The organism is Nostoc sp. (assembly GCF_054880495.1).
This window is the reverse complement of sequence record NZ_JBTYKD010000338.1, coordinates 1-13,297: the sequence shown is the minus strand read 5'-3', so window position 1 is coordinate 13,297 and position 13,297 is coordinate 1. Positions and strand designations below refer to the sequence as shown.

At 42.9% G+C, this 13,297-nt stretch carries 13 protein-coding genes; 5 read left to right on the top strand and 8 right to left on the bottom strand.

Features of this window, described 5'->3' with window-relative positions; all coding sequences use genetic code 11:
- The first annotated feature begins 416 nt into the window (after window positions 1-416).
- The gene (locus ACYTXL_RS29445; RefSeq protein WP_461927730.1) at window positions 417-551 is read left to right on the top strand and encodes a pentapeptide repeat-containing protein; all 135 of its coding nucleotides are present in this window, start codon (window positions 417-419) and stop codon (window positions 549-551) included.
- A 238-nt stretch (window positions 552-789) separates the two neighbouring features.
- Here the strand turns inward: ACYTXL_RS29445 and ACYTXL_RS29440 are convergent, their stop codons facing one another.
- The 5 genes from ACYTXL_RS29440 to ACYTXL_RS29420 all read right to left on the bottom strand — a co-directional run bounded on the left by ACYTXL_RS29440 (window position 790) and on the right by ACYTXL_RS29420 (window position 7,770).
- Window positions 790-1,179 (bottom strand): response regulator transcription factor, encoded by a 390-nt coding sequence (locus ACYTXL_RS29440; protein WP_461927729.1) that lies wholly within the window; start codon window positions 1,177-1,179, stop codon window positions 790-792.
- A 347-nt stretch (window positions 1,180-1,526) separates the two neighbouring features.
- Window positions 1,527-4,463 (bottom strand): response regulator, encoded by a 2,937-nt coding sequence (locus ACYTXL_RS29435; protein ID WP_461927728.1) that lies wholly within the window; start codon window positions 4,461-4,463, stop codon window positions 1,527-1,529.
- Window positions 4,464-4,519: 56 nt separating this feature from the next.
- Window positions 4,520-6,541, bottom strand: coding sequence for a GAF domain-containing sensor histidine kinase (locus tag ACYTXL_RS29430; RefSeq protein WP_461927727.1), 2,022 nt, complete (start codon window positions 6,539-6,541; stop codon window positions 4,520-4,522).
- Window positions 6,528-6,950, bottom strand: coding sequence for a hypothetical protein (locus ACYTXL_RS29425; protein WP_461927726.1), 423 nt, complete (start codon window positions 6,948-6,950; stop codon window positions 6,528-6,530). The genes ACYTXL_RS29430 and ACYTXL_RS29425 overlap by 14 nt, the downstream gene beginning before the upstream one ends.
- Before the next feature lie 319 nt (window positions 6,951-7,269).
- Window positions 7,270-7,770: a fatty acid hydroxylase gene (locus ACYTXL_RS29420; RefSeq protein WP_335166478.1), complete on the bottom strand. Its 501-nt coding sequence runs from the start codon at window positions 7,768-7,770 to the stop codon at window positions 7,270-7,272.
- Window positions 7,771-8,606: 836 nt separating this feature from the next.
- Here ACYTXL_RS29420 and ACYTXL_RS29415 point away from each other — a divergent pair.
- The 3 genes from ACYTXL_RS29415 to ACYTXL_RS29405 all read left to right on the top strand — a co-directional run bounded on the left by ACYTXL_RS29415 (window position 8,607) and on the right by ACYTXL_RS29405 (window position 10,636).
- Window positions 8,607-9,302, top strand: a complete 696-nt coding sequence (locus ACYTXL_RS29415) for a haloacid dehalogenase type II (RefSeq protein ID WP_461927725.1) — start codon at window positions 8,607-8,609, stop codon at window positions 9,300-9,302.
- A 331-nt stretch (window positions 9,303-9,633) separates the two neighbouring features.
- On the top strand, window positions 9,634-10,503 hold the full coding sequence (locus ACYTXL_RS29410; RefSeq protein ID WP_461927724.1) for a DUF5895 domain-containing protein: 870 nt from the start codon (window positions 9,634-9,636) through the stop codon (window positions 10,501-10,503).
- Window positions 10,484-10,636 carry a hypothetical protein gene (locus tag ACYTXL_RS29405; RefSeq protein WP_461927723.1) on the top strand — a complete coding sequence of 51 codons (153 nt, stop codon included), beginning with the start codon at window positions 10,484-10,486 and terminating at the stop codon, window positions 10,634-10,636. The genes ACYTXL_RS29410 and ACYTXL_RS29405 overlap by 20 nt, the downstream gene beginning before the upstream one ends.
- Before the next feature lie 211 nt (window positions 10,637-10,847).
- On the opposite strand, the gene mltA is transcribed toward ACYTXL_RS29405, so the two are convergent.
- The 3 genes from mltA to ACYTXL_RS29390 form a co-directional block, all read right to left on the bottom strand.
- A complete protein-coding gene (gene mltA, locus ACYTXL_RS29400; protein ID WP_461927731.1) occupies window positions 10,848-12,131 on the bottom strand; it encodes a murein transglycosylase A in 1,284 nt (427 codons plus the stop codon).
- Window positions 12,132-12,134: 3 nt separating this feature from the next.
- Window positions 12,135-12,389: a hypothetical protein gene (locus ACYTXL_RS29395; protein ID WP_292802324.1), complete on the bottom strand. Its 255-nt coding sequence runs from the start codon at window positions 12,387-12,389 to the stop codon at window positions 12,135-12,137.
- Window positions 12,390-12,606: 217 nt separating this feature from the next.
- Window positions 12,607-12,759, bottom strand: a complete 153-nt coding sequence (locus ACYTXL_RS29390; RefSeq protein ID WP_461927722.1) for a hypothetical protein — start codon at window positions 12,757-12,759, stop codon at window positions 12,607-12,609.
- A gap of 197 nt (window positions 12,760-12,956) precedes the next feature.
- Between ACYTXL_RS29390 and ACYTXL_RS29385 the strand changes: the two genes are divergently transcribed.
- The gene (locus ACYTXL_RS29385; protein WP_461927721.1) at window positions 12,957-13,226 is read left to right on the top strand and encodes a DUF4278 domain-containing protein; all 270 of its coding nucleotides are present in this window, start codon (window positions 12,957-12,959) and stop codon (window positions 13,224-13,226) included.
- Window positions 13,227-13,297: the final 71 nt, after the last annotated feature.

The window sequence follows — 13,297 nt, the reverse complement described above, 5'->3', positions numbered from 1 at the left end:
GGTTCCACTAGACGAATTCAAACACGTACCGAGCGGTTTACCGTAGGTAATATCCAGTCCTTTTTGCTGTAGCTGATCAGACAAACCCAGAACAGTTGCAGATTTACCGCTGTAAGTCTCGGTTGATCCAATCAGCAAATATTTAGGGGATTTTGGCACACACGCACTCCTAATTTCAAAAGTCAGAAGAACCCAGCTAGGCGTTTCCTAATTCTAGTTCCTTCTGGCAAAAGCCTCTCGCTCTCACAAATTAAGGTTTCCCAGAATTACCTTTTGGTTGAACAAGCAGAAGCAGGGGAGAGGTTTTCTTTCCTTGTGTCGGCTCTGCTAAACTGTACACCTACTCTTCAAGCTTTGTCATTACCAACAAATTAAATATGGTTTAGCGCATCTTCATACAGAATTGGTATTAAGTTATGGATATTGAAGAATTGCTGGAAAGGTATGCTGCTGGAGAGAGAGACTTTAGGGACGTTGATTTGAGTCACAGCGATTTGGCTGGTGTTAATCTCAGTGGCATCGACCTGAGTGAAGATGCTGTAGGGGTTTAGCATGCTAAACCCCTACGAAAGATGTGGTTTTTCATCTATTACATATTTTGTATCTCTTGTCAATGTGTAAGTCCGATAATTTTAGTAATTTTAAAAAGTATTTAATTTCATCTCAAAAAACCTGATAATTGAAAGTCAAAATAGCGTAATATCAGAACAAGCGACGCCTATTGTGGATGAATTACCAAGTGCTGCGATCGCTTCCAGTTTGCAGTAAGCGATCGCAGGTGAAATGCATTCAAGACTTTCCTGAAAAACCCAACACCTGCTTTGACTTTTCAAGTACTTCTTTGGGACGAAATGGTTTAGTTAGATATAAATCTGCACCAACCTCAATTCCTTTTTGTTTATCAAATTCCTGTCCTTTAGCTGTCAAGATCACAATGTAGACATCAGTCATTTGTAGGTCATGTTTAACAATTTGGCAGACTTTCAGACCATTCATTTTAGGCATCATCACATCGAGGAAAACTAGATTTGGTTTTTCAGTTTTAATAATTTCGAGAGCTTCTTCTCCATTTCTGGCAGTTAGAAGTTCAACACCCTCATCTTCTAATGCTTCTAGGGCTTGTTCCATCAAAATCAAGATGTTCGGTTCATCATCAACAATCAGAATTTTCTGGGTCATAAGAATTGGGGAGTGGGGAGTGGGGAGTGGGCTTGCCGTGAGCGTAGCCGAATGGGAGTAGAAATTCCCTAGTACAATACGGCGTAAATAAGCCACCCATTTGTAATGTCTGAAACCCTTGCTAAAAGGTAATTACGAATTACGCGTTCGCGTAGCGTCTCGTAGACTCACATCTTGCACCAACAAAAATTGATGTGATTTTATTACTCAGTAAAAAAGTAAAAGTATTGATTTATCGATAAAAGCCAATAAAAATTAGGTAGCTTTATCGCACATCTTTTTACTTTTTCTGGGATTATACGGTGAGGTGCAAGATATGAGTAGAGAAGCGGTACTAGTAGCAGAGATTACTGATGCGATAGCATAATAAAAAATACATTTTCTAACTCCTTCTCAAACCGTAGGGTTTTCACCAAATCGCCTTCTTCAGAGAAGATAGAATCTATAATGATTATGTCAGGTTTGGCTGACCGAGCCTTATTGATACATTCTTGGAGATCGGAGGCTTCAATCACCCTGTATCCCTGAGCTTGCAGTACATCTGATAGGGTTTTTAAAGTGGATGCATTTTTATCTACAACCAATACCTTTTTATTAGAAGTGCCCTGGTAAAGCAATGAGCCAACTTCGTTGAGGAGTTTCTCTGTGTTAATGGGCTTGGTGAGATAGCGATCAATGCCAATTTGATAGCCCCGTTCTCTGTTTTCAATAATTGACAGAATGATGATCGGAATATCTGCGGTTTGGGGATTATTTTTAAGGACGGCTGCCACGTCGAAGCCGTTGATTTGGGGCATCATTACATCCAAGAGAATCAGATCGGGACGGGCTGTTTTGATTTGATGAATCGCATCCACGCCGTCTTTGGCTTCCCAAACGTTGTAGCCTTGGTTTTCCAGTTGTTGACGGAGCAATTCTCGAATGTTAGCGTCATCATCTACAACCAAAATCGTTTTGTGGTTTTGGTTCAGCACAGTGTTTGTGGTGATAACGTGTTCTTTGAGTTGTTTGACTAGCCCATCCAGATTCAGATTAGCAGTAGTTTTTTGATCGCTCTCAGTGGTGGGAATGATGAACGAGAATGTACTGCCGTTGCCTGGTTCACTCTCAACCCAGATTCTACCGCCGTGATGATCGACGATTTGCTTACAAATGGGCAGTCCTAACCCTGTACCTTTGGGTTTGTCAGTGAGGGTGTCCCCAACTTGGCGGAATTTCTCGAACACTTTCGGCTGGTCTTCAGGTGCAATGCCAACGCCTGTGTCGATGACACTGATGCAAACACCGTTGTTTTCTCGTTTGACGCGGCAGATGACAGAACCGGATTCAGTGAATTTAACGGCATTGGAAATCAGATTGATTAAAACTTGCAGCAGACGGTTGCGATCGCCTACTATTTGAGGCAGTCCAGGTTCAATCTTGCTCACCAACTCCAAGCCATTGGTTTGAAACAACCCGGCGGTGGAATTGGTAGCCAAATCGAGTAATTCGCTGGGATCAATGGGCTGCATCTGCCATTCCACCTTACCTGCTTCCATCTTGGCAATATCTAAGACATCGTTAATCAAATATGTCAGCCGTTCTGCTTCCGACACAATAATATTGAGATTGTCACCCACCCGCTTAATGGTTTTCTGAAGCTTACGCTCTTCGGTAGAAAGTAGTGGGAAAACATCGGTTTCCAGCTTTTCTTTAATGATCGATGCAAAACCAAGGACAGAAGTTAGTGGCGTCCGCAACTCGTGGGAAACCGTAGAGATAAAATCGGTTTTCATCTGATCGATCTCTTTCTCAGCCGTAATATCCCGAATCAAGATCACTGAACCTAGCCACCTCGCGGCCTCATCCTTAGATGCTTCTTTGAAGATGTTAGTTGCTAAAGCTTGACCAACCCGGCTTTTTGCTAGATATATCTCAGAGGTGAATATCTCTCGGGATTGTTTGTGGGTCTGCTTTACCAAATCAGCAATTTCAGCTTGAGAAATTTCTCCGCTGTCTTTTCCTTTGAGGTCAATGTCGCCAAGGTGGAACATTTTGAGCAGTGCCGGGTTAAAGCGGGTGATTTGGCCGATGGTATTAGTTACCAATAACCCATCTGCTAAATTGTCAATAATTGCAGTCAGGTCAGCGAATGTTGCTTGCAGTTCTGTGTCTGCCTGTTGTCGTCGTAAGCGGGATAAGGCTAATAGCCAGGAACCCACCCCAATCAAGCCAGTCATAACCACATAAAACAGCAGGAGTCGCTTAAAAGAACTTTGCGATCGCGCATTTAAGATCCCAGGGGGAACATGAGTTAAAATTTTCCAACGGTAAGACTTGGCATCCACCTTCCCTTGACTGGAATCGAAGGCACGGCTCGCCCCCGTACTGGATTGAGCTTTTTGAACTTCCAGCAGCGGATACAGGGTTTTGAAGGTGAATAATCCCTCAGCCGTTTGAAACTGTCCCGACTCCGTTGTGCCCATCTGCTGCCAGACTTTCGGGAAGGCTTTGGCGAAGGTTTGGTCTTTGCGGTTTTCGTACATAAAGCCCCACTCCTTCTCTGGCTTTGGTCCCTTAAGCCAGTAACCATCAGCATTGAGTAGCAGCATTTCGCCTAAAGTTGTCAAGTTTTCTTTTTGCAGATTCTGGATAAATTTCTCACCTAGATAGTTCAGCACAACGATACCGCGTTTTTGCCCCTGGGAATCAAATACAGGAGTGCCAAAACGGATCATTGGTTTAAGCGGTTGTTCAATCTTGCCCCGCTCAATATTTAGATCCAGTGGTGATATAAACACCTCGCCTGATTGCAAGGACAAGGTGTCTTTAAACCAGTAACGCTTTGCTTGGACTTGCAGTTTTTCGTCAGGGACAACGCTGGGCTGACCTTTATTAAAGTTGACCCTGACAATTTCTTTACCAGTTGTGTCAAGAAAGCGAATCTGGTCATAGAGTTGCTTCTGCTCAGACATGGAAAAATACTCTTTAGCGATCGCCTGCCTCAACTCCAGTGTTTCAGTTGTACCCCCAGGTCCGTTGAGCATGGACTGTAGCTCGTTTTGGCTAGCCAAAAACATCAAGTCAGATTTAATTAAATTGAAGTCATTAGCAGCTATTTTGGTTTGAAGGTCAACGTTCCGGGTTTCATTGATGGAAATTGCGCCCCGTTCAGCTTTACTCTCTGCCTGGTGAATGATCAACAGCACGCCCCCAACCAGGATGGACAGTGGTAAAAAAGTGATCAGGAATTGTTTGAGGATTCCTTGATGACCGATTTTTAAGAATTCAAGGTTTCTGAGCATGAGATAATTCTGTAAGTAGAGCGGCGTGAATAATTCAAGGTTTGAAGTTGAAAACGCTAGTGGTCGATGTCGGTTGGGTTAGGACAAGTGAACCAGGACAGCAAGGTAGCGTAAAGCTTTAACGAAATTGGGTGGCGTTGGAATATCTGGTAAATTTGCTCTGGTGATGCCGCGCCCAGGTTTGGATTCTGCTTTGAAAGTCGTTCAATCAGTTGATTATGGCGGATTAATAGATCAGTTGGTTTGAGCTTTGGAGTTGTTGAGAGAATGAAGCCCTCTGCATCGGGACTGGGGGATGATTCGGTTGGGAAAGAGGCGTAAGCCATCTTCGCGTCAGAGATTCTGAAATTGTGATTTTCAACAGCGTCCACCACTGCACAACTCACTGGAATCTGAATCCAGAATTCTGTCCCTTCACCTAACGCAGAACGGCACTTGAGAAATCCCCGGTGTCTGTTCACAATAATTTGGTAACTGATTGCCATACCCAATCCGGTTCCCTTACCAACTTCTTTCGTGGTAAAGAACGGATCGTAAATGCGTCGGATCACATCCTGCTTCATCCCTGAGCCGTTATCGGCAATGCGAATCACCACAAACTGGTTGTCGAGGACTTCAGTACGAATGGTGATTTGGGGAGTAGGGGGAGATATTTTTTCATGGTTATTGAGCGTAGCCGTTGGCGCAGTCTCTCGTAGAGAAGTGTCGCCCATTCCCTCCTCTAGAGCATCAATGGCATTTGCCAGGATGTTCATAAATACCTGATTCAACTGTCCGGGGTAGCATTCAATCAGGGGAAATTTGCCATAGTCTTTAATAATTTCAATTGCCGGGCGGCAACCATCTGCTTTCAGGCGATGTTGAAGAATCATCAGCGTTCCGTCGATACCATCGTGGATGTTGACGGCTTTCATTTCGGCTTCGTCATGGCGGGAAAAGTTTTTCAGAGATTGCACAATTTCCATAATGCGATCAGTGCCCACCTTCATCGAATTCAGCAGTTTGGGGAGATCCTCCAGGATAAATTCCAGATCGATTTTGTCTAGCTCTGATTCCAACTCTGGAGGAGCAACAGGTAGAAATTTCTGATACTCTTGCACCAGATGCAACAAGTCATTGGCGTACTCGGCAACATATTTTAAATTGCCGGAAATAAAGTTAAGCGGGTTGTTGATTTCGTGGGCAACTCCGGCAATGAGTTGCCCGAGACTGGACATTTTTTCGCTTTGGATCAACTGAGTTTGGGCTAATTGCAATTCCTGGAGAGCTTGCTGAAGCTTCTGTGTCTGGGCTTTTGCCTGGACAGCTGTTTGAGTGCTTTGCTCGTAAATTACAGCTTTGTCAATAGCGATCGCAGTTTGAGAGGCAAAGATACTTACAAGTTTCAGGTGTTTAGCCTTGTATGAGTCTGTTTTGGGCGTTCCAATCGCGATCGCTCCCAGTACCCGCTCTTTGGCTCGCAACGGTACACAAATCATGGCGTTAACGTTTTCTTGCCCCTGTAATCGAGGATCGGCTTGCACATCATTGACGAGTTCTGCCCGGTTGGATTGGACAATGTTGCCAATAATTCCCTGATCTGGTTCCGGCTGACTGTGGTCAAAAAATACTCCAAATTCGGCAATGATTTCAAATGCAGTTGCATCTGGACTCAGAAGCAGAATCATCCCCGCAGACGATTCAATTAATTGACTCAATTCCTGAAGCACAAGTTGGGCAATCTGTCGCGTATCTAAACTTGTTGTCAGTTGAGTTGAGATATCCTCAAATAAATCAATTTCCTGATATCGCTCCAGCAACTCTATAGCGAGTTCTTTCTTCTCAGTTTCCTGTTTTGCTGCAAACGAGAGCAAAGTCGCAACTAGAGTTGCCTGTTCTCCCCCAATAACCCAACCGATGATTTCTCCTAACACCTCAATTGGATATCGGTTTTCCCCAGTTTGCTCCCCAATGCTAATTAGTTTTGTGCCGTCTACCAGTTCAACATCAATCGCCATGTTGAGCTGATAGACTAAGTTATGAAGGATAGATGGCAACTCTTTTTTGTTGAGAATCTTTCTGAGGCTAACTGCGGACATGAAACACCTCATCTAGAGCAGATTGCAAATTTACGACAATCAAGCCAACTGGCTTATTACAGCGATTTCCAGGTAAATACACCACGCCGTAGGGGTACAGCAATGCTGTACCCCTACAAGATATATGGTTCAAATAAATCAAAACTGCTGTAATTTTATCTGCCACTTCTGCGGCTAAGTCTCCCAAGACAGACATTTTCTCACTTTCTACCAGTTGCGCGATCGCGTAGTGCGATGCCCTGAGCTTGCCGTTCGCGCAGCGTCTCGTAGAGAAGGGTCTCGTAGAGAAGGGTCTCCAAGAGTTGCCTACAGTGTATTGCAACCTCCTGCCTTCTTCACCGTAGCTATTCGTACCCCTTTGGATTAGCAAGCTACGCCCAGCATGTCCAGAAAAGAAAGGAATTGTCATAAAAATCTAGTAATATAATAATTTACTAATTAAGATTAGTTTTCCCAAAAACATTAGCGATATAACAGCGAAGTTGATCGGTAGCAAATACCTTTAAAGTCCGTACCAGAAATGTACTTACGTCTGTGTAAGTCTCTGACAAATAAAAAAATACTCAACTACTTCTTGTGGGGTGGGTGTCTCGCCATTGGTGTCAAGTTAAAGCCGAAGGCGAAACAAAGAATAAAGTAGGAAAATCAGCTGCGATACCTTCGGTAAGCTTCGCTAACGCAGCTGATTTTCCTACTTTTAAAAGTATTTAGGTAAGCGGTAGCTTCTGTTAGATGCGAGAGTAGCGAAAACGAAGTCTAAGTAACCGAAGCCAGCGTAACCAGATTTGTGCAGGTTGTTCAAAAAAGGTGAAAATGTCACCGAAACCCAAATTAGTTTTGTGATGGTGTAACCAGTGTCTCTCAGGAGTTGTAATAAATAAAATTTGGCATAAAATATTTACAGGCTTTGGAGTTTGCCAACCCAGTACACTTATGTGTCTCCACCATACATGAAACTGACCAAGCAGTAATCCAGAGATCACGCCAATGGGAGAGAAAGGCCACAAGACTACTGCTATGAGTACATAAGGCAAAGCTCCCAAGATACCATCTAAAAGAACCTGGGGATTAAAAGTCAAAATTGCGTAGTGGCGGAAGTCCTTCTTCCAGGAGTGGTGCGTTTTTAAATGAAGGCTACCAAAAACGTGTTCGGGTACGTGGTAAATGAATGTAGATAGAAAATCGCCGAAAAACAGTAATAACCAAACAACAGCGATGGCCTCAAGCATTTCTACTCCTCAAGTAAGTTAAGAAAACTCCACAGAAAATATGCAAATGTCATGCTGTCGGCGTAGACACCTAGTTTTCCGCTATGTAAGCAGCATCTGTGCATCTCATGGGTCTACGCTCCAGTTAATTTGGCTCAGAGTATATATAATTGGGTCAGTTGCAGTTTCATAAATCTCCAATCCTTAATGCAGTCAACACCAACTCGTAAGAACCTCCAATTTGACTTCTGGCTCTGGGTTAATGGTAGCGATACACCTAAAACCCGATAGTAATACAGTATTTTGCTATAGTTACTACACAATCTTCTTACTAAGACATACAGCGTAAGCAAAGGTTGAGTTAAAGCTAGTACAAATTTAGGTTAAGAGTTTTTTAAACATTGTTAATTGTGAATTGATTGCAATTAAGCTTCAATTATGAATCTAATCAGAACGATAGAAATAGACATCGCGCCAATATAATCTTGGTTATCGAGGTAAAGAAAGCCAGTTTACGATTAATTTTAAATGTGGCAAAATTTCGAGCATATAGAATTAACTAAATGCCATAATAGTCGCCTATTAATTAACAATTCAGGAGTAGGGAGCGACGTAATCAGAAGAAGGCACAGTGACCCAAAGAATGAATATACTTCTTGCATAAATCAAAAAAAGAACCGCACCCCGCCTTTGACTTACGTCAAAGTGTTCCCTAAGAGCAGGCGGGGAGGGGAAAATTCAAAGTCTCTTTCCTTTTAGGAGAGATTTTCCATATCAGATAAAAAGTCAGCTAGGTTCACCCCTCTTTTGATTTATGAAAACTGAACACAATTAATCAAGCTATGGAGTATAAAAATATGATTAACTTTAATCAGTACAAGACTTTAAGTTTCGATTGTTACGGAACCCTAATTGATTGGGAGAACGGCATCTTCGGGGTACTAAAGCCACTTCTGCTGGCACATAACACTAATTTGGATGACGAGCAAATTCTGAAACTTTTTACTGAATTTGAAGCTGAACTGGAAAAAGGAGAATATATCAAATATCGAGAAGTTTTGAACAGAGTAGTCCAGAAATTTGGTGATCGATTTGGCTTTAACCCAACTGCTGACGAACTAAATTCACTTGCTGATTCGATTCAGCATTGGCTGCCTTTCCCCGATACAGTTGAAGCACTTAGAGCTTTAAAGCAAAAGTTTAAACTGGTAATTATCTCAAACGTAGATGAGGATCTCTTTGCTTTCTCGGCAAAGCACTTGGAGGTAGAATTTGACCAGATAATCACAGCAGAACAGGCAAAAAGCTACAAACCCTCCTTAAACAACTTCAGAGTGGCTATTGAGAGAATTGATTTGCCGCTAGAGCAGATATTACACGTTGCGGCTAGTCTATATCACGATATCGTTACAGCCAAATCTCTGGGATTATCAACAGTCTGGGTAAACCGTCGCGGAGATCAAAAAGGAGTTAATACCACAGGTTCAGCAGTAAGTCAACCTGACTTAGAAATGCCTGATTTAAAGACTCTCGCAACTTTGAGTTTAAATTAGTTTGCTGATCTTAATTTAATCACGGGAGAAACAAAAAGTATTCATAACCTCGTTTTGCGTTGCTTTCCCGCCCTGCAATAAATTGCGGGCTAATAGCTAAAGTGCGTTGAAACGCACTGAAATTAAAGAAATTAAGGATGCCAAAGTGAAAATCTGTTGTTAAAAAACGAAATAGGGATTGCAAGATAGATTGATTCTGCTTTACTCTGGAAAAACTACTACGCGAGTTTGAGTTCCTAAACTTTGGGAACCACAGCACATAACTGGCTCTCCTTTCCTCAGCACCCAGCCGATAAACTTGTTCAAGAATACACTTTGATAGCCTAAAACGATGAAAGCATCTGCTAATTTCGACTTTGAAGACGATAAATTTAATGCACCGCCTTCTCAAGTCATCCCCTGGTGTCAGATGATTAATCCTAGGTATGGTACAGATGGTATACAATCTCACGGTTTAGCAATTAAGGTAGATAATGCCAATGCTGTCGGCTTTGTGCCAGATGAGGATTGGCAGCAAGTGGAGCATGAATTTAGCTCTGGAGTCGAAACCGTCTTTATTACTACTACTCCACGCTTGGTTATGGTGCGTCGGGGGCCATTGTCTGTTAAAGACCGGGAAAGTGGACTAAAACTGGGTACGCTCAAAGAGAATTATGATGCTTTTTTAGCAGACAAACTTAAATTTAAAACCTTTACTCGCTATTTAATTTTTATAGTGGGAGAGAATAAAAAGTTTTTACATGAATCACCACTACAACTAACTCTTAATGGTGCCGCCGGAGCGAGTTTCAGCAAAACTTACTGCGAATATCAACAAGGCAAAGTAGTTAGTGGATTCGTCGCTGAACTAGAAAAAGCTTATGCTGTTTACCGCAAGCAACCTTTGACACCAAAAGGGCCTTTGTTCCACGCTCACGGGATTTTTTGCCCGATAATTGAGTCTGAAGAAAGAGGTATTGAACCAAATACAGTTCTGGTAGCTTCAACTGTAGACTACAAACATCCGACGGTAGGCACTTTAACAGAATATTTAATTGCTTCCGATTCTCTTGAGTCTGCAATGATTTGTAAGACTTTTGAAGAATACAAAGATTTTGGCAAGGAACCTGTAAAATCAGAAACGCCTAAATTGGCAATGGCGGGAGTTTCCAACTCTTACGTTTATGCTGATGAAGATGATTTTGCTTATCCGCCGTATTAGGTGGGAGTGGCGAGACAAGGGAGACAAGGAAGATAAGGGGAATAACCCATGCCCAATACTTCTCTACGAGAGGCTGCGCCAACGACGCCGCTCAGTACAAGTCAGTACAAGTGCCCAATGCTCCAATACCTAGGGCTTGCTGAAAAAAAGCGAAAGTATTGCCAGATAAAGCTTTACAGAGTTTTGGAAGCCAAGAAGTGCAAGATTATTGACCTGCGATGTCTAAAACCCTTGCATTTCACCAGAAATAACGGTGTAATTTTCCGGATTAAGCAACCAAATCTTGATTTTTCAATCCCTTTGACACCTAGATTAAATTTCTAGACTTATTCAGCAAACCCTACCTATTCCTTAAGCAGCAAATAATATAATGAACCATTGCCGCCTGTGATGCCAGCGCGATCGCCTGCTAGTTTCCCAGACCCCATGAAATAATCCACCCGACCCGGGCCTTTGATGGCACTTCCTGTATCCTGGTCAAGCACAAAGCGGCTAACAGTACGATTCTCTAGTTTGCCACGACTGGTTAAATAGGGAAATGAGTTGTAAATCAGCGCTAGGGCTCCGGGTGGCATAAGAGACTTATCTGTAGCAATGGAACGTTCTGCTGTCACTGGCACATGAATACTACCAGCAGCTGCGGTACCACCAGTTTCCTCGAAGAAAACAAATCGTTCCCAGCGTGGCAGATAGTTGTTTAACTCCTGCGGGTATCGCCGGAAGTAAGCAATCATCCGTGGTAGCGTCAATCCATTCAGTGGAAGTTTGCCATCTTTCGCTAGTTCTTTGCCGATACTAGTCCAAGGGTAATCAGTTCCACCTGCATAGCCAATTGACGTTGTTTTGCCATTAGTTAACTTAATTTGGGCAGAACCTTGGATATGTACCATGTATGCGTCAAGGCGATCGCGGAACCAAAGCAGTTCTAAACCGCGCAACTTGCTCTTATTCCCTTGTAAACCATCCTTCCCTTCCAAATCAATTCGTTTTGGGTGGGGTTTAGGCCATTGGCCCAAATCAGGTGGTAGCCGATAAAGGGGATACTTATATATTGAAGTCCTGATACGGCTAGCAGTATAAACAGGTTCGTAGTAAGCAGTGAATTTAACAGTACCCTTGCCATCGTTGCCCACGGATTGGTAGAAGACGAACTCACGGCGGACATCGGCTTCTAGTTGGGCTGCTGACTTAGAACTAACAACGAGTTGGCGGAAACGTAGCAAGCTTCGGCGGACGCGATCAAGGGTGATTTCCTTAACTGGATAATTTTGATATGCTGCGATCGCCCCACTCTTTGTTAGGTAAAACAGACTGTTGTCAATGGAAGCCAACAATGCATTGCGATCACCTCCGGTGGGCGAAGCGCCAACGCCTGTTTTACCTATTTGACCCCAAATTTGGTCATCCCAACCCAAACAACTCGGCCGGAGCGTACAATCGGTTCTGATAACGATTGGTTTTAGCGGTGGCGTTAACTCAGGAGTGCTTGGTACTGGCAGAGGTGGGAAACCAGGAGTTATGGGTACTGGCAACGGCAGAAAGTTAGGAACCTGAGCAACAGCCGCCCAGAGAGGGTTGATAAGGGCAATTCCCAGACTCAAGGGAAGCAAAGTAAGGGTTTTTCTGATCATTTAGTTGAATCTTTCAACACTGGAACTAAAAATGGGTTCTACCCGGATTGCCACGATCCGAGAGGGTCTTACTACCATATACTCACCTTGAATATTTTTGATCGGGACGCTAATAAAGTCATTAGAAGCAGACTTTGGCACAAGTTCGCCGCTATACCACTTCTGAAACTCTTGAATAGTCGGAAAACGTACTTCTTCCCGGTGGCCGCTTTCCAGTAGGAGAAATACGGCATATTCATTTGCAGTTCTAGTCATAAGGTTGAATCATTTAAAAAACATTCAACCCATTGTTAACCACGTAACCCCCGAATGAAAAGGGTAAGCATACGGGAGCAGGGGATTTGGAGGGCATCCTTGACAGGTTAAGGTCATAAATAATTTGTCAATAAGTAATAGTGCTTAAAAATTTGCAAAAAAAGGGGGTAATGAACTCAAAGAAGCAAGCCCTAGACGGAATGTTCCCCTAGCAGTTCTAGCTTGCTACCTGACGTTGATGTTCTTGATCCAGAAATACGCTCGGCGGAAATTTGGTGATATTCTCCTCAATAATAAAAGATTTGACATATTCAATCATCATCGCATGGAGAGACAACAGACCTGATTTGGCATCAATCCACGATCGCACTTGCAGTAGTTCTAACGTTTGCAGGAGTTCTTGGGATGAAACAGAGGATGCTATCTTTGTTCGTAGCTGTGAAAAAGAAATGGGTTGAGGATTGAGTCCCAGGCATTGAATCGTTGCTTTGGCTGGATCCGGCGAGTGTTCAAATTCTCGGTCTAAATCCTTGAGAATTGTACACAGTTATTCAGGAAGCGAAAATTATGAAAATTTACGATCGTGGTCTGAACTACGAATACGACCGAAGCAAAGTTAGCAATAAAACAGAACAGCCCTTTGAGCCAGATCATCAACTTGGGCTAGCTTATAATTTAATGTACTATAGTGTTACTTATCGTGTTAATCCGAATTCCAAAATGGCGGAAGTTCCTCTACCACCATTAGCCGATAAATTGAGCTTTAGGGGAATCACCTACTTTCTAAATAAAACTGCACAGCAAGAAGTTACCCTAGGGCGTGTTTTCAAACTATAACCACAACAAAATGCAGGCGATCGTAATCATAGCTGTATAATTGGCTGCAAGTTTTTCATATCGGGTGGCGA

Bases quoted from the DNA above. Each gene is read 5' to 3' on its own strand.
- ACYTXL_RS29445 (WP_461927730.1), top strand. From the start codon at position 417: ATGGATATTGAAGAATTGCTGGAAAGGTATGCTGCTGGAGAGAGAGAC.
- ACYTXL_RS29440 (WP_461927729.1), bottom strand. From the start codon at position 1,179: ATGACCCAGAAAATTCTGATTGTTGATGATGAACCGAACATCTTGATT.
- ACYTXL_RS29435 (WP_461927728.1), bottom strand. From the start codon at position 4,463: ATGCTCAGAAACCTTGAATTCTTAAAAATCGGTCATCAAGGAATCCTC.
- ACYTXL_RS29430 (WP_461927727.1), bottom strand. From the start codon at position 6,541: ATGTCCGCAGTTAGCCTCAGAAAGATTCTCAACAAAAAAGAGTTGCCA.
- ACYTXL_RS29425 (WP_461927726.1), bottom strand. From the start codon at position 6,950: ATGACAATTCCTTTCTTTTCTGGACATGCTGGGCGTAGCTTGCTAATC.
- ACYTXL_RS29420 (WP_335166478.1), bottom strand. From the start codon at position 7,770: ATGCTTGAGGCCATCGCTGTTGTTTGGTTATTACTGTTTTTCGGCGAT.
- ACYTXL_RS29415 (WP_461927725.1), top strand. From the start codon at position 8,607: ATGATTAACTTTAATCAGTACAAGACTTTAAGTTTCGATTGTTACGGA.
- ACYTXL_RS29410 (WP_461927724.1), top strand. From the start codon at position 9,634: ATGAAAGCATCTGCTAATTTCGACTTTGAAGACGATAAATTTAATGCA.
- ACYTXL_RS29395 (WP_292802324.1), bottom strand. From the start codon at position 12,389: ATGACTAGAACTGCAAATGAATATGCCGTATTTCTCCTACTGGAAAGC.
- ACYTXL_RS29385 (WP_461927721.1), top strand. From the start codon at position 12,957: ATGAAAATTTACGATCGTGGTCTGAACTACGAATACGACCGAAGCAAA.